Origin of the sequence: Planococcus sp. MB-3u-03, assembly GCF_002833405.1 — a bacterium.
Taxonomy (GTDB): Bacteria; Bacillota; Bacilli; order Bacillales_A; family Planococcaceae; genus Planococcus.
In genome coordinates, this window is record NZ_CP025135.1 from 2,267,157 (window position 1) to 2,291,169 (window position 24,013).

The window sequence follows — 24,013 nt, forward strand, 5'->3', positions numbered from 1 at the left end:
TCCATTCGTCCGAATATTCCGCCTCTTATCCACCTATATCGGCTCCTGTCATTTTTTCAGGACAAGCTGAATATTCTGTTATATATTAATATACATCAAAACAAACTGTATTAATACAGTTGATGTTAAAAAATATTTTCACTCCGGAAAGGGATGGTTGGAATGGTAAACAAACAACAGCAAATCGAGGAATTGAACAAAGCATGGCAGGAAGATAAACGCTGGGAGAACATCGAGCGTCCATATACAGCGGAAGATGTTATCAAACTCCGCGGGTCAGTCATGATCGAGCACACACTTGCAAAACTCGGTGCAGATCGCCTCTACCGCCAGATCAATGAAATGCCTTTCGTCAACGCACTCGGCGCATTGACTGGCAACCAGGCAATCCAACAAGTGAAAGCCGGGCTTCAGGCAATTTACTTGAGCGGCTGGCAAGTAGCAGCGGACGCCAACTCCGCGGGCCAGATGTACCCGGACCAAAGCTTGTACCCGGTTAACTCGGTTCCGGATGTTGTCCGCAAAATCAACCGTGCCCTTCAACGTGCAGACCAAATCGACAGCGTTGAAAACACAGAAGGCTTCGACTGGTTCGCACCGATTGTCGCAGATGCTGAAGCAGGGTTCGGCGGACCGCTCAATGTCTACGAATTGATGAAGTCGATGATCGAAGCTGGCGCAGCTGGCGTTCACTTCGAAGATCAACTCGCTTCCGAGAAAAAATGTGGACATCTTGGCGGTAAAGTATTGCTGCCGACTCAAAACGCAGTGAAAAACCTTATTTCCGCAAGACTCGCAGCTGATGTGTTGGGCGTTCCGACATTGATCATCGCCCGTACGGATGCGGATGCAGCAGACTTGATCACAAGCGATATCGATGAGCGCGATCATCAGTTCATCACCGGCGAACGCACACCGGAAGGTTTCTACCGCACAAACCCAGGCATTGACCAGGCCATCGCCCGCGGACTTGCTTACGCACCATACGCGGACTTGATCTGGTGTGAAACTTCCCATCCGAACTTGGAAGAAGCTCAGCAATTTGCTGATGCCATCCATGCACAGTTCCCAGGCAAGATGCTCGCATACAATTGCTCACCTTCATTCAACTGGGCTGCGAAGCTTGATGAGGAAACCATCGCGAAATACCAAGTCGAACTTGGCAAGATGGGCTATAAATTCCAATTCGTTACACTTGCAGGTTTCCATGCACTCAACCACAGCATGTTCGAACTGGCTCACGACTACAAAGACAACGGCATGGCCGCTTACTCGAAATTGCAGCAAGCTGAATTCGCTTCAGAGTCAAAAGGCTACACAGCAACGCGCCACCAGCGTGAAGTGGGTACTGGCTACTTCGATGAAATCTCTCAAATCGTTTCTGGCGGCACAAGCTCAACGACGGCGATGCAAGGTTCTACTGAAACCGAGCAATTCCAGACAGTGAAAGGGTGATTTGATTGCTGACGAAATCGAATGTACAGATTACAGGTGAAGCGGTTTCAGGCATGGAGGAGATCCTGACTCCTGAAGCGCTGGAGTTCATTGAGAAGCTGCACACTCGTTTCGACAAGCGTCGGATCGAACTTCTGGAGAAACGCCAGGTGCGCCAACAAGAACTCGATAGCGGCAAGAAACTCGATTTCCTCCCTGAAACGAAAGAAATCCGGGAAGGGGACTGGCAGATTGCTTCCCTTCCGGAAGATATGAAAGACCGCAGAGTGGAAATCACCGGCCCGACCAACCGCAAGATGCTCATCAACGCGCTGAACTCCGGCGCGAAGATGTTCATGGCGGACCTCGAAGACGCAACAGCACCAAGCTGGTACAACGTCATCGACGGACAAGTCAATTTGCGTGATGCAGTTCGCCGGCAAATCGATTTTGAAATTCCTGAAACCGGCAAGAAATATACGCTTAATGAAAACCGCAGTCTTGATGGTGCGACCGCGCGGCTGGCATCTACCGGAGAAGAACCTACTCATTGATGGAAAGCCGACTTCCGGCAGCCTGGTCGATTTCGGGCTATATTTTTTCCATAATGCCAAAGAATTGATTGACCGCGGCACTGGCCCTTACTTCTATTTGCCGAAACTTGAGAGCCATCTGGAAGCGCGCCTTTGGAACGATGTATTCATCTTTGCACAAGATGAGCTCAGCATTCCGCAAGGCACGATCCGGGCGACGGTGTTGATCGAGACGATCATGGCAGCATTCGAAATGGACGAAATCCTTTACGAATTGCGCGATCATTCAGCTGGCCTCAACTGTGGCCGCTGGGATTACATCTTTTCTGTCATCAAGCGCATGCGCAACAATCCGGATTATATCTTCCCGGATCGCTCCCAGGTGACCATGACGGTTCCATTCATGAAGGCATATACGTCGCTGTGCATCAAAACCTGCCACCGAAGAGGTGCTCCGGCAATGGGCGGCATGGCTGCCCAAATCCCGGTCAAAGGCGATGACGTTGCCAACACAGCCGCCTTCAACAAAGTTGCTGAAGACAAGCGCCGTGAAGTGACGGACGGCCATGACGGCACGTGGGTCGCCCACCCTGGCATGGTCCAGACGGCGATGGAGCAATTCGACAAATACATGCCGACACCGAACCAGATCGACAAACAGCGCGACGATGTCCACGTGACCGCAGAACAGCTGGTCGAAGTACCGGAAGGCTCGATCACCGAAGAAGGCCTGCGTTCCAATATCTCAGTCGGCATCCAATATATCGCCTCTTGGCTTTCCGGAAACGGCGCTGCACCGATCAATAATTTGATGGAAGATGCAGCGACAGCGGAAATTTCCCGCTCCCAAGTGTGGCAATGGATCCGCCATCCGAAGGGCGTCCTAGAAGATGGACGTAAAGTCGACGTCAGCTTGTTCCACGAAGTCATCGAAGAAGAAGATGCTTTGATCAAACAAGCGGTCGGCGAAGAGCGCTATAATGCCGGACACTACGCGGAAGCCCGCGAGTTGTTTACAAGTCTCACATTGCAAAGTGATTTTGCTGAATTCTTGACGCTGCCAGGGTACGAAAAACTAAACTAAAAACTGGAGGAGATCACTATGAAAAACATGCAAACTTATGAGACGCGTACACGAAAAGAATGCCGGGAATGCGGTTGTGAAATCAAAGAACGCCGCGAATCGATCATCTACGAATGCGAACGCTGCATCGCTAATAAAGACGAATAGACATTAAAAAGGGAGATCCGAAATCGGATCTCCCTTTTTAGGCTGTCGAGAAACACTGAAGAACCGTGTTTTACGAAGCTTACCACTCGCTTTCCTCGGGGCGGGAATCGAGCCTCCTCGTCACTTCGTTCCTGCGGGGTCTCTCAAACCCGCTATTCCCGCAGGAGTCGAGCGGACGCTTCTACAAACACTTAGATAACTCATTCATTTCTTAATACAGCAAATGTATCCATTTCTTATGAATTGAAATGTTTTCAAACTTATTCAGTACTCTGAAAAGGGAGATCCATAATCGGATCTCCCTTTTCTATCGATCATTCCTGGTTCGATGCTTCAATGCGATAGCTTTCATCGGCTTCGATGGCGTTGAAGATATTGATATAGCGCATGCCTTGTGCGGCAGGTTCTTCCGGTGCTTCGTCTTCATCGAGGACTTCCTTCAGCGGCTGCTTGACCGGTTCTTCAACAGTCGCATCGTAATCTTCCATCAAACTTTGGAGTTCTCCGTATGAATCGATGCCTCTCGATTTTTTTACTTGTTCAAACAGGCGGTCCGATTCGTCTTGCGTCAATTCTACGTAACCGACCGTAATTCGTTGTTTTGCCATGTCTACCCCTCCAGCTTCATTGTTTCTTTTCCATACCCTTGTGAAGAAAACGGCTAAACATGCTTGGTGAAAACTGGAGATTTCCGCTATGATGGAAACAGCAGGAAAATGAGAGTGGAGGGATTCTATGCGCGTCGCCATATTCGATTTTGATGGCACTTTGTATGCAAAAGAAACATTTCAATTGATGATGAACCATCTAAAGAACCACCCAATCCATAGCCGCAGATACCGCAAATTTTACCGTGCCATCATGCCTCCCTATATCGGCCATAAACTGAAGATTTATCCGGAAGCGAAAATGCGTGCACGTTCCGTCCAGGCTTATCTCGCAGCACTCGAAACCTTTTCAAAACAAGAGCTCGAAGAATATTTCGGTGAAATCGCAGATCTTATGCATGATGATTTCAACCAGGAAGTCGTCGAACGCCTAAAACAACACGTCTCCAACGAAGACTATTGCATGCTCGTATCCGGCGCATTCACGCCACTCTTGCATGCCGTAACGAAAGAACTGCCGATCGAGAAAATCATTGGCACGGAAGTCCCCTACGAAGCGGATATTCTCGCCCATCGAACACCTGTCATCCATATCCAAGGGCCACTCAAAACCGAAAAGATCCTAGAAGCACTCGGCAATAAAACGATCGATTGGAAAAACAGCTATGCCTATGGCGACAGTCTGTCAGATGTGCCTGTGCTGGAGCTTGTCGGCAATCCGGTCGCTGTTCGTCCCGAAGCCCGCCTCCGTACACTCGCCTCTGAACGCAACTGGGAAATTATTTGAAAAAGAACCGCGGTTGCGGTTCTTTTTTTTTATGAAGAGCTGCGCCATTCCATTAAACGGATGGCGATCGCCATGCAGATACTGCCGAAACCAAGCAATAGCAAGAGCGGCAACGCGACCGCCTGCACACCGTTTCCGTAGACGGCGACACTCGTTAAGGCCTGCAAGCCATACGTGATGGGCAATGCTTTCGATACTGCAAGCAGGATTTCATTGGTCACCAGCTCAATCGGCCAGAACGCACCGCCCACCATCGCCATCCCCGTCGCGACAATCGGAATGACGGCCCCGAGCTGTTGCGGTTTGGTGATAAGTGAAATGATCAAAAGCCCAAGTGCGACGATGGAAAATGTGTAGCACGCCGCAATGACGATCAATAGCCAGAACCGATCTCCCAGCTCAAAACCGAACGCAAAGCGGAACAATAGGAAAATGAGCGTAATCTGGGAAAACCCAATCAAAAAACTATAGCCAAGATGCCCAAGATACATTTGCCATTTCCGGACCGGTGAAATGATCATACGGCTCCACGTCCCCGTCCTTTTTTCATCCACAATGCGCACCAGGCTGAACATGATCGTATAGATGACAAAAAATAAGGTCATGCCAAACAATAGCTGGAGCTGCCCGTTGTATTGAAAACTGTCTTCCTCACCTTGCAGCGATTCGACCGCGAGTCTCAGCGCCGGCTCCGACAAAGATGATTCCATCTGCCCCCTGATTCCTGGCGTTGTTTGCTCCGCTTTTTGCAGACGCAATTCCTCTGAATACATGCGACGCAGAAACGAATCCAGCGCAAATCGCGACGGGTCTTCCCTGCCGACAAGCAAACGGTAATCGGTCTCAAGTAAGCTGACCGCTTGCGAGACGTCGCCTTCCGCTACATACGAGCGGGCTTCGGATTCGGGCATTAATTCAAACTGGAATTCATCTTCTCCGTTCAAGCGCTCGAGCCAAGTTTGCGCTTGCAGCTCATTCATCGATTCATCTGCATAGACAGGTATCATTTGCGGCCCGCTTTGCCCTCCCGCCGCTGTGACGGAGACGAAAATAACGGTCAACCCGAACATCGCCAAAACGAGCAGGGGTTTTCGGTAAAAACGGCGCCATTGCAACAAGAACACAGCTTTCATGCCGCTCCCCCCTTTCTAGGAAATAAGGCGAGTGCCAACAGCAAAAACACCACTGCCACGACCGCAATCCTCATGAGCGGCCCCGCCAACTGGCCAAGCTCAGGTTCCAACAGCCAGGAAAAATAGGCGGACAGCGCCGCTCCATTCGGGGTCCAATTGCCGATCGTCCGTAGCATTTCCGGCATACCGTCAAGCGGCATAAAACTGCCGCCGACAAACGCCATCAGGGAAATAAAGCCGCCGGAGAAAATCGCAGGGACGGCATCGCTTTCAAGTCTCAACGTTAAAGCGACCATCAAAGCAGCCAGGCAGCCGACCGATAATGCCAGTACGATGGAAATGATGGCGATCCCCGACCAAAAAGCCCAGGAATCGGCTGCAAACGTCTGGAACAATAGCGCCGATAAACCGAACAACAAAGTAAGCTGCACGAAAACAATCGCCGCTGCAGCGATGGCTTTGCTGCTTAAATACAGCAGCGGTGAGCGGTTCGACAAGCGGATGCGGTCAAAGACCATCTGCTTTTGTTCTAGGTTTGCCTGTCCGGCAATGGTCGACCCGACGAACAGCACGAACATGACAGCCATGCCGATCGTATAATATTGGAACGAAGTAATCGGCTCACGTGCAGTGATCGTTTCGATGCCGCCGGATACTTCCGCTGCCGACTCCTGTCCCGACAGCCTGGAAATTGACGCTTAAAAATTCACAGTGCGCACAAATTCGTCGAGGATGGACTCGAGGACATCCGTTTGCGGTGAAGATAAATCCGCTACCAGCAATTCCAGTTCGCCGCCCTTGTTTGAGCCGAACAGCATATTTCTCAAGGAATTTTGCGTAAAGCCTTGTGGCAAGGTGATGACGGCATCTACCGTTTCTTCATCCAGGCTTTCTTGAGCCTGCGTCTGGCCCATCCGTTCGACCGTTATCAACTCACTCAAATTCTCATCTTCCAGCAGCGAGATGAGCATTGTTTGCGGACTGGCCGATTCAGCCGCCTGCTTCAGCGCCTGTGCTTGTTCTGGCGGCAGCCCCATTTCTTCAATTTCACCTTGAAACGACTCCACTGCCTGTGCTTCGTCCTCTTCCGAAACGAGCGCAATATCCATTTCCAAAGCTTCTAGGTCCCCTGAAAAAATGCCGCGCAGAGAAAAGCCGAGAATCGCAATGAGCAAAAAAGGCATGGCTAAAAGCACCAATAGTTCGGAGCGGTCACGGAGCAATAACATGATGTCTTTTATTAGAAAAGCGCCCATAATGCTCCCCTCCTCAATCCCTTAATTTGCGTCCGGTTAGCCGCAGGAATACGTCTTCAAGCGTCGGCGTCTGTACATTGACGTTGACCACTTGGGCGCCGTAGCGTTCTGCTTCATGAAACAAAGCCCCAAGCAATCTCGTGCCTTTCGGGATGATCAGCTTCAAGCTATGCTCCTCGGCTGTCGCGTGCTGGACTCCTTCTATTTCACTGAGTTTTGTAAAGAGTTCCGGATAATGTTGGTCAAATTCGATCAGTACTGTTTCCTGATCTGACAAAATCGCTTTGAGCTCTTCTTTCGTTCCTTCCGCGATGACTTTACCGTGGTCCATGATGTAGACGCGGTCACAGAGCTTTTCCACTTCTTCCATGTAATGGCTCGTATAGAGGACCGTCATTCCTTCGTCCTGGTTGAGCTTGCGGATCGTCTCTAACAGGTGGTTGCGCGATTGCGGGTCGATGCCGACTGTCGGTTCGTCCATGATCAGCACTTCCGGTTCATGCATCATCGCTGCTGCCAGATTGACCCTCCGCTGCATGCCTCCTGAATAATTTTTGACCAGCTCTTTTTTCCGGTCTGCCAAACCGACGAGTTCCAGCACATAATCGATGCGCTGTTCGAGCTTGTTTCCCGATAAGCCATACAGCCGGCCGAAGAATTTCAAGTTCTCATAAGCGCTCAACTCTTCGTACAAGGCGATTTTTTGCGGCACGACGCCGAGCACACGGCGCATTTCGGCAGGCTTTTTCAACACGCTCTTGCCATTGAGCCTGACATCGCCCGAGCTCGGTTTCATTAAAGTGGAGATCATGGCGATCGCAGTAGATTTCCCGGCCCCGTTCGGCCCCAATAGCCCGACCGATTCCCCTTGCCTGAGCACCAAACTCACTTCATTGACCGCAATGGTATCTTTGAATTTTTGTCAGCTGCTGCGTTTCAAGCATAAGGCACCTCCATTCCTAAAACTCTTGTTAAATCTATCCTACTTCAATTCACAAAATGCCATTATATTCTATAAGAATATTCACTCTTTTCCGTGAAGTTCTCTCCCATCTATTTCTGCTCATTAATAAAAAGACAGAGCTCCACGGCTCTGTCTTTTAAGTTTCATTATCTTTCTTCAGCCATTGTTTCCAAGCAAATTCGCACACCTCGCAACAAATCTTCATGCGACCAGCTTGGCAGCTTTCCGTGCTCAATCGCCAGCTGATGGTCTGCCGGAATGTGGATAAAGCCCGACAGCATTTCCGGCTTGTTCGTGGCTGCGAAATGAAGCCCTTCATACATAATTATTGCATAGATATACACCGGCTGTATTGGAGATCTCCGCCGGCAGCCCTGCCTGAAGCAATGCTTGTGTCATACTGCGCACCGGCAAAGTCGATAAATAAGCAGCGGGCCCCTGTGCGGAAATCGGTTCATCGACCGGCTGGTAACCTTCATTATCCGCATCGCCGTCTTTGACATTAAGTGCGACACGCTCAGGCGTAATCTTGTAGCGGCCAGCTGCGAGCCCCAAAGAAACGACCGCATCAGGCTTCAACTCTTCGATCCATTTCAGTATCAATTCGCCTGAATGGTTAAAATCGACCGGCAATATGCGGCTGACGATGCGGTATCCGCCCATCTGTTCGCCGTCCAATTTCTCCGCGATTCTCATCGTCGGGTTGACCGTGTATTCCAAGAAAGGTTCGAATCCTGTCAAAAGCAAAGTTTTCATCCTTACACACTCCAATTTTCTGAACTATTTGAATTAATAATTATTCATAGATATGTATAAAACTCTTTTACTTGTTCTTCCATCGTGTTAAGATTCATTTTATCGAATAAACATACAACGGAGGGAATTATTATGAAAATCATACTTACTTGCAGGCGGCGTTTCTGCACTGCTGTTGACAGCTTGCGGCCAAGAAGACACAGGCACTGGAGCTGCCGAACAAAAAGAGGCATTGGAAATGGGCACATCGGCTGAGTTCGCGCCTTTTGAATCACGCAACCCACAAGGCGACATCGTCGGTTTTGATATCGACCTTGCTAATTATATCGCAGATGAACTCGGTGTTGAACTGAAAATCACCGATATGAAATTCGACGGTTTGATCGGCGCTTTGCAAAATGACCGCGTCGACCTGGTGTTGGCCGGCATGTCCGCGACGGATGCCCGTAAGGAAAACGTCGACTTCTCCACGGAATACAACCATTCTGGTGAAATGTTCGTCTCCCAAAAAGACTCTGGCCTCGAGACACTTGAAGATCTGGAAGGATTGACGGTGGGTGTCCAACTTGGCACGATCCAAGAAGAAGGCGCGAAGAGCATCATCGAGGATGAAGCGATCGATTTCGAACTGAAGGCGCTCGACGATTCCGGCGCATTGATCCAGGAGATTCTTTCCGGACGCATCGATGCTGCTTATATGGATAAGCAAGTCGCGCTCGGCTATATCGAAGCACAAGGGCTTGATGCATTCGACGACCCGACGACCGCTTCTCCTGGCATGGCGGTTGCCTTCCCGAAAGGCAGCGATTTGGTGGAAGAAGTGAATGCTGTCCTCGCTGAAATGGAAGAGAGCGGCAAACTCGATGAACTGAAAGAAAAATGGCTCACAGACGAGCAGTAAAATTCGCCTTTAGAAAAGAGTTGGAACTGTTATGAATCTAGATTTTTCACAAATCGTCCCGTATATTCCCTTCATGCTCGAAGGGATTTGGGTGACTTTAAAATTCGTCTTTTTCGCGATCATTCTCGGATCCATTCTCGGAACCGTACTGGCGCTGTTTAAAATCGGTTCGGCAAAGCCGCTGAGATGGTTCGCAGATGCCTATACATCGATTTTTCGCGGAACGCCGCTTATCTTGCAGCTGATGATCATTTATTACTCGATTCCTCAATTGACCGGTTATGACATCTCGCCGTTTCTATCCGCGATTCTTGCATTCGGCTTGAACTCCTCCGCTTATATTTCGGAAATCATCCGCGCCGGTATCCAAGCAGTCGACAAAGGCCAGCTCGAAGCGGCGCAAGCTCTTGGCGTTCCGTACGGCGCGATGATGAAAGACATCATCTTGCCGCAGGCGCTGAAGAATATCCTGCCTGCCTTGATGAATGAATTCATAACCTTAACGAAAGAATCCGCCATTGTCTCGACGATCGGCTATCTGGACTTGATGCGCCGGGCACAAGTAGTCGGGGCAGACTTGTTCCGCAACTTTGAGCCGCTATTGTTTGTCGGCCTGATTTATTGGTGCCTGGTCATGGGCTTGACGGTAATCGGGCGCATGGTCGAAAGGAGATTGAAGCTTAGTGATTGATGTACAAGCCTTATCGAAAAAATTCGGAGATAACCTCGTATTGAGCGATATTACAACCAGCATCCAAAAAGGCGAAGTCGTCGCGATCATCGGCCCGTCCGGCTCCGGCAAATCGACTTTTCTGCGTTGCTTGAATTTACTGGAGACACCGAGCTCAGGAAGCATTGAAATCAATGGCAAGAACTTGACCGCCTCCAAAAAAGAAATCCATAAAATCCGCCAGCAAATCGGCATGGTATTCCAGCATTTTCACCTCTTCCCTCATATGACGGTGCGAGAGAATTTGATGTATGCCCCGATGAAAGCGAAAGGCGTCAAAAAATACGACGCCGAAGAAAAGGCGCGCCAATTGCTGGAGCGCGTCGGTTTGGCGCAAAAAGCCGATGCCTACCCGAACAGCTTGTCCGGCGGTCAGAAGCAGCGCGTCGCGATTGCACGCGCACTCGCCATGGAACCGGAACTCATGCTGTTCGACGAGCCGACCTCGGCACTCGACCCGGAAATGGTCAAGGAAGTGCTGGAAGTCATGAAAGATCTTGCGAAATCCGGCATGACGATGGTCGTCGTCACCCATGAAATGGGCTTTGCCCGGGAAGTCGCAGACCGCGTCTTGTTTTTGGACCATGGCGTCCTTGTCGAAGAAGGCGAGCCTGAAAGCTTTTTCAAACATCCGGCGAGCGAACGCGCACGCGATTTCCTGGATAAAGTACTGTAACGGAAAACGTTCATGTGATGCTCAAAACTCTCGTCCATTTTCGGCCTGTCCCCGTGCTATAATCGATAATGCAGGAAATACCCGAAATTTGAGGTGGAAATTTTGTTCAGAAAGCTTGTCATATTGATCATTACTTTGTTTTTCATGGCGCTGATCATCTTTACAGCGGTCATGTTTTTGAAAAATGAGGAAACCCTTTATACGCACGAAGACGTTGAGCTCAGCATCGACAAGCCGACCTTCATCACACTTGGTGAAGCACAGACGGAAACAAACGGAAATGTCACTACTGACATCTATCCCTTGACCTTCCTGACCCTATCGATCGGTTCGCTGGCCATTACGGAAGAAATTTTACCGAACGGCGATGTCCTCCTCTTCGACAAAGTCGAAAATACCGGCTGGATGCCGTTTACGTTTTCGTTGAACCGCAGTGGCGTGGAAGATGCCATGATTACACGCTGGAATGAAGACACGATGCTGCAGCAAGAGGAAGAAACCTACGGCACCGATGCGACGCGCAATCCCTTTGGCGTGATCCGCAGCGCAGACACCGAAACGCTGCAAGGCAATATTTATGTATCTCGCGGCTTGTCGCTTGGAAACGGTGAACGTGTTCAGGAACTGCGCCATGAGATCTACGATTTCCCTGTTGAAGAAGGCGTGATGGAAAAGAGCTTATGGCTCCCGCCGAAACACCAAAGCGAAAGCTGGATGCTCATTTCAAGCGAAGCGCTGTTCGACTCACCTGAAACCGAGACCGATTGGGTCCAATTCACCAACGCCAACCGCCGCGCGCAATTCAATTGGCTGACGCCGGATGGCCCGCGCCAAAAGATGGCCATAACGGATGATTTGCGGACCGAGCTCGCCTATACGATTCCGGAACAAGCGCAATCAGTCTATCCCGAGTGGTTCGAGAATACGTCTTCACGCTTTTTTGAATCGATGGAACAATATTTAGCTGAATAACCCTAAATCCCCCTCGCCTAGAAATTGGCCAGGGGGATTTTTAAAATTTCTTAAGTAACTGATTTCATCTGTTGATGGATTAAGAGCCCGATGTTCGCGATCAAATGATGGGCTTCCAGTGGATTTCTTGCCCCTTCCACGAAAACCACAGCGATGGCGACATTTTCTCCTTCCCCAAAAATCCCGACATCTGCCTGCAGGCCAGCCAGTTCACCGGCTTTGCCGTAAAACTGCACTTCCTCTTCCTCGATCGCCGCTGTCAGTTTGCGGCTTTGCTGATTACCCAATATTTCCATGGCGCGCTTTCGCTCCCGCTCCGGCAATTTGCCCTGCATCAGGAAAGCTTCCACTAGACAAAGCATATCGCACGCACACGTCCGATTTTCGAGCCCTTTTTCAGCCGCTTCGAAATCCATGAAGCACCGCTCGATTTTCGTGTTGTTCAAACCAAGATCGCTGCACGCCTTATTGACGTTTTCTTTCCCGAGCAACTCCAGCACCGCATTCGAGGCGGCATTATCGGAAACGATGATCATCAAGGTCAATACATCCCATAAGACTAATTCTTTAAGTGTTGGCAGATGGTCCAGCACGCCTGCTCCTCCAGCCGGCTTGTCCCCGAATGCAATTTTCTGGCCGCCCGATAGCGTGCCATTTGCGATTTGCCGGCACGCTTCGAATAACAGGGCCAATTTGATCGTACTCGCTGCGCGCATCGGGGCCTCGCTATTGATATACACGCGGCTTGACCGGAATTTAATCGCCACACTGACACGGCCTGAAGACTCGCCAATCAGTTCTTTTATCGCATTTTCCACTGCTGCCACACACCTTTCCTTAATGGTTCAATTCGGCAAAATTTTGCCAGTCCTTCAAGTCAAATTAATATTAAAAGACAGAATAATCTGTATAATGAAAGATGAACATAGAGATGGTCCGTCGTTCTTGCGATTTTAATAGAAGGAGGATATCGTCATGGAACGCAAATGGGTGGAACGGAAAGAAGTCGAATTGCGGCTCGATGAAGAGTTCAATGCGATTTTGAACATGATCGGCGAAGGCGGCCCGGACTATGCAAGAATCGACGAAGACACAGAACCGAAGGAATTGAGGGATTGGCTCGCTGAGGAATTCGATTCGATCTTGAACATGATTGGCGAAGGCGGCCCAGACTATGCAAGGAACGATGAAGATATCGAAATGCAAATCATGAAGCACGACGAAGCCAAATCCCAAGACCTTCACTGATTGCTCCCCCTTCTTATCGAAGGGGGATTTTCTATTGAAAAAAGCACCAGCTCAGGGCTGGTGCTTAAGTTATTCCATCATTTCCGCAAGCAATGAATAAGAATGCAGGCGGTCTTCCTGATAGAAAATCGGTGAATTGACGATGACTTCGTTGGCGCGGGTTTTCGAGACAAATGCGGCAAGCTTCTCGCGCACCACTTCTGGCGTGCCGACAATCATCGATTCGGATTTCAGTTTATCCTGGAACATGACGATTTCACGCGGCGTCCACACCGAGCCAAGGTCATCAAACGGCGGTTGGAAGGTCGTCGGTTCGCCTTTCATCAACGCGAACATTTGCTGCTGCGAAGATGTGGCGAGCCATTCCGCACGCTCCTGCGTATCGGCGACGATAAGTGACACGCCGACCATTGCATATGGGCTTTTCAAAGCGGCAGAAGGTTTGAAATTCTGGTGGTATAATTGCAGCGCCTGCATGGTGAAGTCCGGCGCGAAATGGCTGGCGAATGAAAACGGCAAGCCTTTTTGCGCGGCGAGTTGTGCGCTGAATCCACTCGAACCGAGCAGCCAGAGCGGAATGTCCATGCCTGTTCCCGGGTACGCTTTGACACGGCCGACCGGTTTATCGGAGAAATAATTCTCCAGTTCCATCACTTGCTGAGGGAATTCGTCGCCTGTGCTGTGAAGCGTACGGCGCAAAGCATAAGCCGTCGCCTGGTCGCTGCCAGGTGCACGGCCAAGGCCGAGGTCGATGCGGTCCGGATACAATGACGCAAGCGTTCCGAATTGCTCCGCGATGACCAGCGGTGCGTGGTTTGGCAGCATGACGCCGCCTGAACCGACGCGGATCGAGTTGGTTTTTCCGGCGATATGCCCGATCAACACGGACGTCGCCGAGCTGCCGATGCCTGGCATATTGTGGTGCTCCGCCAGCCAGTAGCGGTTAAACCCAAGATTCTCTACGTGCTGCGCAAGTTCTACGCTATTTGCAAATGATTCTGTTGCGTTGCTGCCTTCATTGACTGGCGCCAAATCGAGCACCGCCACGGGAATCTGCTGAAATGTTTTTTGTGTCATATCTATAAGCACTCCTTTACCTCCCTTATTGTACCGCTCAAGTTTCGGAAGGCGTAAGAAAATGCTCAGAGATCGAATTTCATTGTTTCACTGAAGTTAAACTGCCAAGCGCATACACACCCATGTACTGAAGAAAATGCTGATCCACAACGCAAAGTTAATCAATAAAATGACGGGGTAGGAAACCATTTCCGTTTTCTTCTTATAGAAATAGATCACGACGAGAACGGCCTCCACTACCCACAGTGGAATCATCCAGAGAAATTCAGGTGCCACGAAGCGTTCATTCGTGTAATTTTCCCCGATGGCCCCTTCCGCAAAAAACATGGAAATTGAAATCGCCATAAACCCGCTGAACAATAAATTGCCCCATAACAAGACTGCTTTCATGCACCGCCACTCCCTTTGCAAGTTTGGTGAAACCTAGCGTGAACACGATTTAATTTTATGCGTTTAGCCCTTGGACGATCCTGTTCACTTCGTTTAAGTCATCTATAGCATAATCCGCCGCGGCTTCATCCCACCCAGCATCCTTTTTCCATACCCCGATCATGCCGGCATTTTTGGCGGCCTCTACATCCGTCGTTGGATGGTCCCCGACAAACAAACTGTGGGACGGCAAGACATTCAAGCGGGCCATCGCTCTTTCAAAAATCCGCGGATCCGGCTTTCTTAAATTCTCGCTTTCAGAAATCAAGATCGCATCAAACCACTTCTCGATTCCCAAGGCTTTGATATTATCCATCTGGAATTTGCCTTTGCCATTCGAGATGATGCCTAGCTTCACGCCTTGTTGTTTCAAGCTCTCCAGCATGGAATGCATGCCAATGAAAGGGATGCAATGGAAGCGGAAATGGGCGATATAATCTTCCAATAAATTTTCCATCGTTGTCTGTTCGATTCCAAATTCCTGGATCAATTGGGCATAAACCCGGTCTTTCCAGACATAACCGCGACTATCCAATTCAATAAAGCGGCCGACGTACAACTCTTTCGGAATATGTCCGAGAGATCCATGCATCCGTTCGTATTGATCGTCGATAAACGACACGACTGAAGCATCCCGATTGAGCAAGGTCCCATCCAAATCAAACAGTACCGCTTGAATCATCGAGTTTCCTCATTCCACAATCGTTCCCCGCTCTTCCCATCTGGCGTATCAGTTAAAACAAACACATCCGGATTGCTTAAAGCACGCCATCCTTCAAATCCGAAGCCTTCCACATAACGCGACAGAAGCAAGGCCATAATATTGCCATGGGTGACGATAGCTGCTGTTTGGCCACTTTTTTCAAGCTCGGCCACGACTTGTGAAATACGGTCCAGCGCCTGTCTGCTGGATTCGCCTCCTTCAAGCACGAGATTGTGGTCATCGAATGTGCTCTTCAAGCGCTCGAACCAATCGGGAAGGTTTCCTGAACTCAAGACCCGTTCTTTCAAACGCTCGTCGGTTTCGATTTCTACAGCCAACGCTTCTGCTAACGGTGCGATCGATTGAACGGCTCGCGTATACGGGCTCGAGACGATCCGCTCGATCCCCAGCTCACTCAAAAATCCGCTTAATTCTACAGCTTGTGCCATTCCGGTTTCCGTAAGCTCTGCCCCCGGCTCCTGTCCGCTCGCGGCACAATGCCGGATGATGTAAATATTCGTCACTTGAAATCACTCCATTTCCGTTTATAAACCAAGCAAATCCGCCATGATTTCTGTGCTGCCTGGCGAGAACATGAATAGGGAAAAGCCAATGCATAGAGCACCGCCAACGAGTAAGCCGATTTTCACAACGAGCGGAAATCCTCTTTTCGGCAAAATTCCTGCAAAAAATAAACAAATTCCGATGAATAACAACAGCATATACCAGAAGCCCATCTGCCCACCTCTTTTCAATATGTTAATAACTGGACGCTTCTTGAATGAAAAGGTTCTGTTGTTATATGTCTATTGTCACTCCTGAATTCAGCTTACCATATGCCTGACTGCTTACTAGACAGAAAATCACCCGCTGCAATTTTTTGCAGCGGGTGATTTTTTTTTACTTATCCATCACTTCTTTAAAATAGTTCACGGTCTTCATTTCCTCGCCTACTCCTCTGGCGTTAAATGTCAGCTCAGTGAAAATCTCAGATAGCAGAACTGACATACTTGCCTGTTTGTCTGACTGGCGTAAAAGTACGGGCTCCAGATAAACCTATTTAATTCCATACCATTTCAAGGCATTGCGATAGAGAACCTTTTCCGCTTCTTTGTCGCCCAAAGCTTCTTGGATCACTGTCACGTCATTTTCCTGAAATGGCGTTTTTGCCCGAGTCGACGGCAGGTCGGTGCCGAATAGCAACGCCTCCGGATTAATATCATGGATGGCCCGGACTGCGTAAGATGGATCGAAATCAATTCGCCCAAATCCAGTCGCTTTCACTTTAACGCCTTGTTCCACTAGCTTTAACAGTTCAGGGAATCCTTGTTTTGATAAGCCGAGATGATCGATGGAAACAGCCGGCAAGCGGCTGATTGTGTTTTTCAGCTCCTCGAGATCTTTCGAATCGATGTACAACTCGGCGTGCCAGCCGGCGATATCATGAACGCGTCTTGCAAAATGATCAAGCCGCTCGATCGTTTCTGAACCGCCGCGCTTCACGTTAAACCGCACGGCACGAACCCCTTTTCCATGCAAATTGAGGATTTCTTCGTCCGATGTGTCCGCCGGCAATTGCGTCACACCGACAAACCGGTCACCGAGCGTGTCAAGTGCATCCACTAAATAAGATTGGTCAAAGCCTTGGAACGAGCCCGACACGATGGCCCCTCCGGTTACTTCGAAGTTTTCAACAGCGGCCACATAATTCGAAGCGGTGAATGCAGGCGGCAAATAGCCTTGATTTTCGGTCAACGGAAATCGCGGATCGATAATATGTAAATGGGCATCGAAAATTTTCACTTTACTCATCGCTTCAATTCTTCCGTCAATGCAGAAATCGCTTGCCTGACACTCTTTAGATTCGCTTCATCGTTCATCTCATTTCGCGCATGCAAAAGCACCGGCCGCACCGACTCGACAGAACGCCCAAATTCGTACATCCATTCATAGCGGGGAACCATCCATGTATGGAAATGATGCGTTGTGTCTTCATTATAGAAATAATAGACCGACTCGATGCCAAGGACGTCGCGCTGTGCTTTACGGATTTCCGACAGGATCGTGATGTAATCAAGCCGCTCCGCTTCGGTCATTTCGTCTAAACTTTTCAAATGGCGCTTTGACGCGAGAATGATCAAGCCGGGGATGGGATAAGCCACGTCCTGATGGGCATGGAAATGCTCCGTTTCTACCACTACACCGCCTTCTGGTTCGATCAATCCATTCACTAATGCGCAGCTCAAGCATTCCACTTCGACGGTTTCGCCATTTGCCAAGGTGATGGTTCTCATTTCAATCGCCCTCCTCGCTTATTTTTGCCAAAACTTCTGACAGGAGAAATGCCACGAGACCGATCGTCAAAATTACGAACCAATTGTCGATTATGGCTTTGCCAAAAAGTATTCAGATATTCCATTCGCGAATAGAATCAATCCCCAAACGACAAAACCAAAAGTATTCACCGTTGCTTCCGTCCCTATTACCAGTGTCTTCTTCAAAAATAAACCGAGCAGTTTCTTCATGGCCTCAGTCCCTTTGCAGTCTAGCTTTCTACAGATTCGTACATCTTATTCAACTACCGGAATGAACCATCCCATGCATAAGTCGAAAAGAGGCCAATTTCTCAAAATAGAATTCCAAGCGCTGGTAGACTGAAGGAACGATTAAGCGCTCCCGGTTCATTTGCTGAAACTCAATCCAATTGACTAGCTGTGCGGCGTACACTTCACCTGGCTGAAGCTGCAATGCATCCATATCGATGCGCTCTTTGCATCCACACATAGCTGTCCAGAAAATAATTGCCGCCTTTCGTATGGCCTAAAAGCGAAGTTCTTCAGGCCTTGCCAATAAACCTGTTTCTTCTTCCAGCTCTCGGAGAGCCCCTGTCAAACTGCTTTCTCCTGTAATTACGGAACCGCCTGTTGTTTCCCAAAGCATCGGCAGCGGTTTGGCCGGATCTCTTTGCGTCATAAAATCCTGCCATCTGCATTGAGCGTAATGACTTCCACGACAATGTGGAACTCGCCGGGCTGTAATTTATTGCCTCTAATATGCTTCTTTCCGAGCGGGTTGCGCTCCCCGTCATACAAATCCCATACTTCCATTCCCACTTGCTCCTATCCCGAATTCGTGAATTTTCGATACGTCCTTTTGCTAGCTAGCTCTGTATATACTTTAAAGAATATTCCCATTAATTAACAGACTTTTTACTCATTTTAAATTTTATTTTCCCATATAAAAGCACCGGAGGCAGACGCGCCCGGTACTCGGTTTGTTTCTATAGATTGCTGTCAACTGCGCACCGCCTCAACTGCCTCTTCAAAACTAGTGCGGCTATCCGGCCCATAAAGTTCGGGATTTCCACGGAAAATGTGTTTATCGTATAGTCTTTTGCACAATCCAGGCTGCATTCGTGGGAAGACATGATGAGCGTAAGATATGACTTGAAATACATCGGCTGCAAGCGCCCTCCGTGGTTGACCGTCATGACAAATGCCTCCTTTCAACAGCAGCCGCCGATGGTGATCGGCTGTTGTCCATTTTTTGATACACCGGAACTGCAGACGCCCGTTTCCGGCAACTCCAGCTCCACTTTCTCAGAAGCCTCAATATCTCCGGTGAGATAAGCGACAATCGAACGGACTTGTTCATAGCCTGTTGCCATCAAGAAGGTAGGCGCGCGTCCATAGCTTTTCATGCCAGCGATGTAAAATCCTTGTTCTGGCTGCCGCAATTCCTTTTCACCATGCGGCCGGACCGTTCCGCAGCTATGGATGTTCGGATCGATTAGCGGAGCAAGTGCTTCGATGCTTTCTGTGGCATCATCGATTTTCAGGCGAAGTTCTTTTAAGAAATCGAAATCGGGACGGCTGCCTGTATTGACGATGATTTCATCGATTGCTTCAATCGAATGGCTTTTTCCTTGCCAGTCACCCATTAAGGCAAGCTTTCCGTCTTTTCGAGAAACTTGCTCTATCCGAAACGGCGTAAAGATTTCCACACGCCCCGAATCTACCAATTCATGGACACGCACTCCCAATTCACCTCGCGCCTCGAGCGCATCATCTGCTTCGCCGCCGTAAACATCCTCGATTTTCGGCTTGCGCAGGATCCATGAGATTTTCCCTTGATGTCCAGCATCCCCAAGTGCGGCAAGATCCAATAAAGTATTGATGGCAGAATGGCCTCCACCTATGACGGCTACCTGTTTTCCAGAAAACCGCTCGCGGTCTTTGCCATGTAGATCGGGGATGCCGTAAAAAATGCGCTCTTGTTGGCTGCGTTCGCTCTGCGTCCAAACCCCGTCGGCTTGAAGCGGATTTGGCTGGCCCCAAGTTCCTGTGGCATCGATGACGGCTTTCGCTTCAATCCGCTCCATTTCCGCATCTTCAGTCTCTACATAGATCATGAAAGGCTGATGCTCGCGATTCGCCGTCTTCATCTTGTCTTGATGTTTTCGGCTGATGGCACTGACACGTGCATTGAGGCGGATGTACGGTTCGATCTCAGGTACGGCGGCCAGCTTTATCAAATAATCTTCCACCAGCTCGGCTCCTGTCGGCAACTTGTCATCCCCTGGCGCATTCCAGCCAGAGCGGTCCAATAAGGCTCGCGCCGCTTTATCGATATTGTATTGCCAAGGAGAGAACAAACGGACATGCCCCCATTGCAGCACGTGATGGCCGATTCGGTCACCAGCTTCAAGCACCAAAAACTTTTCACCCGCCAGCGATAACTGGGCAGCAGCAGCCAAACCGATTGGCCCTGCCCCGATGATAACGACCGGCAATTCCGGCGCTGTCTTTTTTATTCTTTCGATTTGGATGCGTTGTGGAGTGGTCGAACAACAATTTGTTTGAGTGTTCATGTCTTGGCCTCCTTATTGATAAAAACTTGATTATTGCAAGTATTAATTCGAACTTAATACATCGGTTTACAGCAGACGGATGATTTTGCCATCGCCTCGTTCAGTAATTTGATCGATTGCAGCACCATGTCCTGTTCAAATTCGGTCATATGCGAAAAGATTTCCTCGAGATGTTCCTCCATGTCTCGCTGGATGGCAAGCGCTACTTTCTGGCCTTCTTTGTCAAACCCAACACCGAGATTCGTTTATCCGCAGAAGACGGCATTTTGTGACCAATCCTATCTTCATCAAGCTTTGTACTTGCCGGCTGAAAGTTGACAGGTCAGTCGCCAGTGCATCCGCCACTTGTTGCATGGATGGCCATTCCCGGCGGTCGATCTCATAAAGGATATGGCTTTGCACCAAGCTGATTTCCACATCGTCAACCGTACAGCAATTTTATTCAACAAGCCAAAGCGTTTAACCATGCTTTGAAAAGTTCCCGTTTGTTTTCCATCTTCAACACCTCTAGTGATAGCATATAAAATAAACTTGCAAATTGCAAGTATTTATTTTAATATTTAATCTAATTATAAGAATCGGAGTGATGCATATGGAATACATCATCAGGCCGGCAGTGGAGTCGGATTGGCCGAAAATCAAGCAAATCTATGAAGCTGGCATGGACAGCGGGCTCGCTACCTTCGAAACCAAAGCGCCTAGTTATGAAAGCTGGAGCGATAGTGAGACAAGCCATTGCCGGTTGGTTATTGAATCCGCAACGCAAATACTTGGCTTTTGCAAGCTTTCACTTGTATCGAAGCGCCCAGTCTACTCGGGTGTCGGGGAAGTGAGCATTTATGTCGATCCTGTATATTCGGGCGAAGGCATCGGCCACAAGCTTATGCAAGCCCTTATTCAAGCTTCGGAGCAGCAAGGTTTTTGGACCTTGGAAGCAAAAATCTTTCCTGAAAATGAAGCAAGCATCCGGCTTCATAAGAAAAACGGCTTCCGTGAAATCGGTGTCCGTGAACGCATCGGAAAGCGAGACGGCGTCTGGCGGGACAACATCCTGCTCGAACGCAGAAGTAAAATAAACGGAACTCATTAAAAAAAGAGCTCACGGATGAGCTCTTTTTTCTATTCAACAGCCAGTCGGCGCACCGATCATGACCAAGCCGCCTTGCTCTCCTTGCGTATCGAAATCCAAAGCGAGCTCCTCTGCCATTTCTTTTGCGTCCGGCGCAACCGCTACACGGATGCCGTTCACATCGATGAGTTCATCCGTTTGTTCCGGTGCATCGAGCGACAAGCCGATTTGCGGGCCGCAGCAGCCGGCGACTGCATAAAGGCGCAAGTTTTCCGTTTGCTGTTCTTCCAGAATGGATTGGATATAGTTCTTAGCTTCATCAGTAATCATCATAAACTCCATCTCCCCTGTTCTTTTCAATTATTCTTCACTTTAACATGGATTAGGCTTGTGGAAAAATGCGGTGCAGCGATTCTTTCAATTCTGGCCTCACGCTGATGATTGGCCGTACGCTAGTCGCCATCTGTTCAGCTTCTTCAACGGTCTTCGCTTCGCCTAATGCAAGCAAGGTGCCGATTGCGACCGTACCGGTGCGGTTGCTGCCTCCTGCGCAATGGAAAAAGATTTTCTTTCCTTCCTCATAAGCGGTGACGACTCCATCCACTGCTTCTTGGATCGACTCATCCTGCTGCTCCGTGGAATCGTCGACAATCGGTGCATGGATGCGTGTATAGCTTTCATCGTTGCTGTCCGCTGCTTCTGCGCGCAAATCGAAGACGACGTCGATGCCTTCATTTTCCACTGCTGTTTTCGCATCTGCTGCGCCGCCGATGAAAATACGGTCTTTCACTAATTGCTGGTATGCTTCACTCATCGTTTGCCTCATCCCTTCCAAATTAATTTGATGTCCCCATTATTATAAAATGAATTCTTTCAATTGGTCATAACCAATTTTCTCTTCTTCGAGCCAAGGAATGATGGCGCATTTTGTGGCCAGTTCCTCATCAACTTTGCGAATCCACTTTTTCTCGGAGATCGCGCGTCCCTTCAGCACAGCATCCACGGTCTCCGTAGCGTAGAGGCTTTGGTTAATGACCCACCATTTCGGCTCGATTCCAGCACGCTTCAACTCTTCTTCGAGGCGGGCAGCTTCCAACACCGGCGTCGCTTCCGCCAAGGTGACGATGACGACGCCTGTTTCTTTTGGATTGCGCAAGCGCGGCAATAGTTTTTTAACACTATCCGGCACATCACCGGTCGAGCGGCTCATTTCCTTATGATAGGCTTCCGTCGAATCGAGCAGCAATAAGGTATGCCCAGTCGGCGCGGTATCGATGACGACGATTTCGTTCTCGGATTTCTCCACTACTTTGGCGAAAGCTTGGAACAACGCGATTTCTTCGGTGCACGGCGATTCCAAGTCTTCTTTCAAATAAGCGAGCTCTTCTTCAGTCATCCCGCCGCCTGCCTGTTCGATGACGGTTTCTTTATAACGCGCCACTTCGATGTCTGGATTGATGCTGCTGATGGACAAATTGTCGCGGATGCCGCTTCCTTCAAACGTATACGCCAAATGCGCTGCAGGGTCGGTCGTCGTCAAATGGACTTTATGGCCTTTCTCGGACAAGCCGACTGCGATGGCAGATGCGACGGAAGTTTTGCCGACGCCGCCTTTGCCCATCGTGAAAATGACGCGCGTGTTGTGTTCTGAAAAATCATCGATGACGCTATTCAATCCCGGCAAGTCGAGCGGCTCTCCCACTTCTTCCGTTTCGAACGAAGTGATGGCGTATGAATTGAACAGATGGCGCAAGTTTGCAACGCCCGTGAGCGAATAAGAAACATATGGCAATGAATAAGCCATCACTTGCTTCAAGGCTTCAGGTGTCTGTTCAATCGCCTCACGTTGCCGCTTGTAGAATGCCGTAGAGACCGCGTCTTCCGGCTGATGCGTCTGAAGCAGCCCATTGACGATGAGCAATTGGTTTTTGATGCCGATTTCTTTTAATTCAAATGATGCACGGTCCGCCTCGAGCAAGGAGGAATTGTCAGGGCGCGCTACTAAGATCAAAGTCGTTTTGTCGCCATCGGACAGCGAATCCACCGCTTTTTTGTACAGCGCCTTTTTGCCTTCTAGCCCAGAGAGCGGGCCGAGGCATGAGGCGCCGTGTGTGCTGTCTTCCAAAAAGCCGCTCCACGCCGTCGGCAATTGCAAAAGACGCAGCGTATGGCCGGTCGGTGCCGTATCGAACAGCACATGGTCGTATTGCGCTAAAATCGCTTCATCTGCCAGCAAATGCGAAAACTCATCGAATGCCGCGATTTCGACCGTGCAAGCACCGGATAATTGCTCTTCCATCGTCGCGAGCACCGCATCCGGCAATTTGCCGCGGTAGGGACCGACGACGCTTTCTTTATAAGCTTTGGCCGCTTGTTCCGGATCGATATTGCAGGCGGACAAATTGGCGACAGACGGAATGGGTTTCGGGTCGTTCGTCAGTTGGACTTCCAGCACGTCTTGCAGATTAGAAGCCGGATCGGTGCTGACGAGCAATACCTTCTTGCCCTGATCAGCTAAAGCTACCGCTGTGGCACACGCAGTCGAAGTTTTCCCGACACCGCCTTTACCGGTGAAAAACAGAAACGGAGTGACAGCCATTTGATTCGGATTGAACAATGAATACATAGGAACGCTC

29 protein-coding genes and 3 pseudogenes are annotated in these 24,013 nt (G+C 49.5%); 10 read left to right on the plus strand and 22 right to left on the minus strand.

Annotated elements, in window-relative coordinates; all coding sequences use genetic code 11:
• The first annotated feature begins 162 nt into the window (after positions 1 to 162).
• The 3 genes and pseudogenes from aceA to CW734_RS18490 all read left to right on the plus strand — a co-directional run bounded on the left by aceA (position 163) and on the right by CW734_RS18490 (position 3,198).
• Positions 163 to 1,455 (plus strand): isocitrate lyase, encoded by a 1,293-nt coding sequence (aceA, locus tag CW734_RS12645; RefSeq protein ID WP_101190751.1) that lies wholly within the window; start codon positions 163 to 165, stop codon positions 1,453 to 1,455.
• Positions 1,456 to 1,508: 53 nt separating this feature from the next.
• Positions 1,509 to 3,051: pseudogene (gene aceB, locus CW734_RS12650) on the plus strand (malate synthase A).
• An 18-nt stretch (positions 3,052 to 3,069) separates the two neighbouring features.
• The gene (locus CW734_RS18490) at positions 3,070 to 3,198 is read left to right on the plus strand and encodes a YhfH family protein (RefSeq protein WP_198551089.1); all 129 of its coding nucleotides are present in this window, start codon (positions 3,070 to 3,072) and stop codon (positions 3,196 to 3,198) included.
• Positions 3,199 to 3,512: 314 nt separating this feature from the next.
• Here CW734_RS18490 and CW734_RS12655 read toward each other — a convergent pair whose 3' ends face one another.
• Positions 3,513 to 3,806, minus strand: a complete 294-nt coding sequence (locus CW734_RS12655; RefSeq protein ID WP_101190753.1) for a hypothetical protein — start codon at positions 3,804 to 3,806, stop codon at positions 3,513 to 3,515.
• 127 nt (positions 3,807 to 3,933) lie between these two features.
• Between CW734_RS12655 and CW734_RS12660 the strand changes: the two genes are divergently transcribed.
• On the plus strand, positions 3,934 to 4,593 hold the full coding sequence (locus CW734_RS12660; RefSeq protein WP_101190754.1) for an HAD family hydrolase: 660 nt from the start codon (positions 3,934 to 3,936) through the stop codon (positions 4,591 to 4,593).
• 29 nt (positions 4,594 to 4,622) lie between these two features.
• On the opposite strand, the gene CW734_RS12665 is transcribed toward CW734_RS12660, so the two are convergent.
• From CW734_RS12665 to CW734_RS20075, 5 genes and pseudogenes are all read right to left on the minus strand, one after another.
• Positions 4,623 to 5,726 (minus strand): ABC transporter permease, encoded by a 1,104-nt coding sequence (locus tag CW734_RS12665; protein WP_101190756.1) that lies wholly within the window; start codon positions 5,724 to 5,726, stop codon positions 4,623 to 4,625.
• The gene (locus CW734_RS12670; RefSeq protein WP_101190758.1) at positions 5,723 to 6,418 is read right to left on the minus strand and encodes an ABC transporter permease; all 696 of its coding nucleotides are present in this window, start codon (positions 6,416 to 6,418) and stop codon (positions 5,723 to 5,725) included. Before CW734_RS12670 ends, CW734_RS12665 begins: the two co-directional genes overlap by 4 nt.
• A gap of 6 nt (positions 6,419 to 6,424) precedes the next feature.
• Positions 6,425 to 6,982, minus strand: coding sequence for a hypothetical protein (locus CW734_RS12675; protein ID WP_101190760.1), 558 nt, complete (start codon positions 6,980 to 6,982; stop codon positions 6,425 to 6,427).
• A gap of 13 nt (positions 6,983 to 6,995) precedes the next feature.
• Entirely contained in the window at positions 6,996 to 7,862 is an 867-nt protein-coding gene (locus CW734_RS12680) for an ABC transporter ATP-binding protein (protein WP_232787057.1), read from the minus strand.
• 230 nt (positions 7,863 to 8,092) lie between these two features.
• A pseudogene (locus CW734_RS20075) lies at positions 8,093 to 8,636 on the minus strand (pyroglutamyl-peptidase I).
• 235 nt (positions 8,637 to 8,871) lie between these two features.
• Between CW734_RS20075 and CW734_RS12690 the strand changes: the two are divergent.
• From CW734_RS12690 to CW734_RS12705, 4 genes are all read left to right on the plus strand, one after another.
• A complete protein-coding gene (locus tag CW734_RS12690; protein WP_101190764.1) occupies positions 8,872 to 9,603 on the plus strand; it encodes an ABC transporter substrate-binding protein in 732 nt (243 codons plus the stop codon).
• A gap of 31 nt (positions 9,604 to 9,634) precedes the next feature.
• Positions 9,635 to 10,294, plus strand: a complete 660-nt coding sequence (locus CW734_RS12695; RefSeq protein ID WP_101190766.1) for an amino acid ABC transporter permease — start codon at positions 9,635 to 9,637, stop codon at positions 10,292 to 10,294.
• Positions 10,287 to 11,009, plus strand: a complete 723-nt coding sequence (locus tag CW734_RS12700) for an amino acid ABC transporter ATP-binding protein (protein ID WP_101190768.1) — start codon at positions 10,287 to 10,289, stop codon at positions 11,007 to 11,009. The genes CW734_RS12695 and CW734_RS12700 overlap by 8 nt, the downstream gene beginning before the upstream one ends.
• 102 nt (positions 11,010 to 11,111) lie before the next feature.
• Positions 11,112 to 11,981, plus strand: a complete 870-nt coding sequence (locus tag CW734_RS12705; RefSeq protein WP_101192193.1) for a hypothetical protein — start codon at positions 11,112 to 11,114, stop codon at positions 11,979 to 11,981.
• Between the two features lie 50 nt (positions 11,982 to 12,031).
• Here CW734_RS12705 and CW734_RS12710 read toward each other — a convergent pair whose 3' ends face one another.
• Positions 12,032 to 12,799, minus strand: a complete 768-nt coding sequence (locus tag CW734_RS12710) for a serine hydrolase (RefSeq protein WP_145990595.1) — start codon at positions 12,797 to 12,799, stop codon at positions 12,032 to 12,034.
• 157 nt (positions 12,800 to 12,956) lie between these two features.
• On the opposite strand from CW734_RS12710, the gene CW734_RS12715 reads away from it, so the two are divergent.
• Positions 12,957 to 13,229 (plus strand): hypothetical protein, encoded by a 273-nt coding sequence (locus CW734_RS12715; protein WP_101190772.1) that lies wholly within the window; start codon positions 12,957 to 12,959, stop codon positions 13,227 to 13,229.
• A gap of 69 nt (positions 13,230 to 13,298) precedes the next feature.
• Here the strand turns inward: CW734_RS12715 and CW734_RS12720 are convergent, their stop codons facing one another.
• The 12 genes and pseudogenes from CW734_RS12720 to CW734_RS12775 form a co-directional block, all read right to left on the minus strand.
• Positions 13,299 to 14,306, minus strand: a complete 1,008-nt coding sequence (locus tag CW734_RS12720; protein WP_101190774.1) for an LLM class flavin-dependent oxidoreductase — start codon at positions 14,304 to 14,306, stop codon at positions 13,299 to 13,301.
• Positions 14,307 to 14,402: 96 nt separating this feature from the next.
• Positions 14,403 to 14,696 carry a hypothetical protein gene (locus tag CW734_RS12725; protein ID WP_101190776.1) on the minus strand — a complete coding sequence of 98 codons (294 nt, stop codon included), beginning with the start codon at positions 14,694 to 14,696 and terminating at the stop codon, positions 14,403 to 14,405.
• Positions 14,697 to 14,751: 55 nt separating this feature from the next.
• Complete coding sequence (locus CW734_RS12730) at positions 14,752 to 15,417, minus strand: HAD family hydrolase (protein ID WP_101190778.1); 666 nt, start codon at positions 15,415 to 15,417, stop codon at positions 14,752 to 14,754.
• Positions 15,414 to 15,962 (minus strand): histidine phosphatase family protein, encoded by a 549-nt coding sequence (locus tag CW734_RS12735; RefSeq protein WP_101190780.1) that lies wholly within the window; start codon positions 15,960 to 15,962, stop codon positions 15,414 to 15,416. Before CW734_RS12735 ends, CW734_RS12730 begins: the two co-directional genes overlap by 4 nt.
• A gap of 21 nt (positions 15,963 to 15,983) precedes the next feature.
• A complete protein-coding gene (locus CW734_RS12740) occupies positions 15,984 to 16,175 on the minus strand; it encodes a hypothetical protein (RefSeq protein ID WP_101190781.1) in 192 nt (63 codons plus the stop codon).
• Positions 16,176 to 16,494: 319 nt separating this feature from the next.
• Positions 16,495 to 17,250: an amidohydrolase family protein gene (locus CW734_RS12745; protein ID WP_101190783.1), complete on the minus strand. Its 756-nt coding sequence runs from the start codon at positions 17,248 to 17,250 to the stop codon at positions 16,495 to 16,497.
• The gene (locus tag CW734_RS12750) at positions 17,247 to 17,732 is read right to left on the minus strand and encodes an HIT family protein (RefSeq protein WP_101190785.1); all 486 of its coding nucleotides are present in this window, start codon (positions 17,730 to 17,732) and stop codon (positions 17,247 to 17,249) included. The genes CW734_RS12745 and CW734_RS12750 overlap by 4 nt, the downstream gene beginning before the upstream one ends.
• Before the next feature lie 280 nt (positions 17,733 to 18,012).
• Positions 18,013 to 18,195, minus strand: a complete 183-nt coding sequence (locus CW734_RS12755; protein ID WP_101190786.1) for an NUDIX hydrolase — start codon at positions 18,193 to 18,195, stop codon at positions 18,013 to 18,015.
• Positions 18,196 to 18,258: 63 nt separating this feature from the next.
• On the minus strand, positions 18,259 to 18,411 hold the full coding sequence (locus CW734_RS12760) for an NUDIX domain-containing protein (protein WP_101190788.1): 153 nt from the start codon (positions 18,409 to 18,411) through the stop codon (positions 18,259 to 18,261).
• Entirely contained in the window at positions 18,408 to 18,545 is a 138-nt protein-coding gene (locus tag CW734_RS18315) for an NUDIX hydrolase (protein ID WP_157824155.1), read from the minus strand. Before CW734_RS18315 ends, CW734_RS12760 begins: the two co-directional genes overlap by 4 nt.
• A gap of 398 nt (positions 18,546 to 18,943) precedes the next feature.
• Complete coding sequence (locus CW734_RS12770; protein WP_101190792.1) at positions 18,944 to 20,308, minus strand: FAD-dependent oxidoreductase; 1,365 nt, start codon at positions 20,306 to 20,308, stop codon at positions 18,944 to 18,946.
• Between the two features lie 53 nt (positions 20,309 to 20,361).
• Positions 20,362 to 20,804 (minus strand): annotated as a pseudogene (locus CW734_RS12775) (MarR family winged helix-turn-helix transcriptional regulator).
• A 96-nt stretch (positions 20,805 to 20,900) separates the two neighbouring features.
• Here CW734_RS12775 and CW734_RS12780 point away from each other — a divergent pair.
• Positions 20,901 to 21,398 (plus strand): GNAT family N-acetyltransferase, encoded by a 498-nt coding sequence (locus CW734_RS12780; protein ID WP_101190793.1) that lies wholly within the window; start codon positions 20,901 to 20,903, stop codon positions 21,396 to 21,398.
• A gap of 33 nt (positions 21,399 to 21,431) precedes the next feature.
• Here the strand turns inward: CW734_RS12780 and CW734_RS12785 are convergent, their stop codons facing one another.
• From CW734_RS12785 to arsA, 3 genes are read right to left on the minus strand one after another with little or no spacing between them, the layout of a single operon-like run.
• On the minus strand, positions 21,432 to 21,710 hold the full coding sequence (locus CW734_RS12785; protein ID WP_058383291.1) for a HesB/IscA family protein: 279 nt from the start codon (positions 21,708 to 21,710) through the stop codon (positions 21,432 to 21,434).
• A gap of 49 nt (positions 21,711 to 21,759) precedes the next feature.
• Positions 21,760 to 22,191, minus strand: a complete 432-nt coding sequence (locus tag CW734_RS12790) for a protein-tyrosine phosphatase family protein (RefSeq protein WP_101190795.1) — start codon at positions 22,189 to 22,191, stop codon at positions 21,760 to 21,762.
• A gap of 42 nt (positions 22,192 to 22,233) precedes the next feature.
• Positions 22,234 to 24,003, minus strand: a complete 1,770-nt coding sequence (gene arsA / locus CW734_RS12795; RefSeq protein WP_101190797.1) for an arsenical pump-driving ATPase — start codon at positions 24,001 to 24,003, stop codon at positions 22,234 to 22,236.
• Between the last annotated feature and the right edge of the window lie 10 nt (positions 24,004 to 24,013).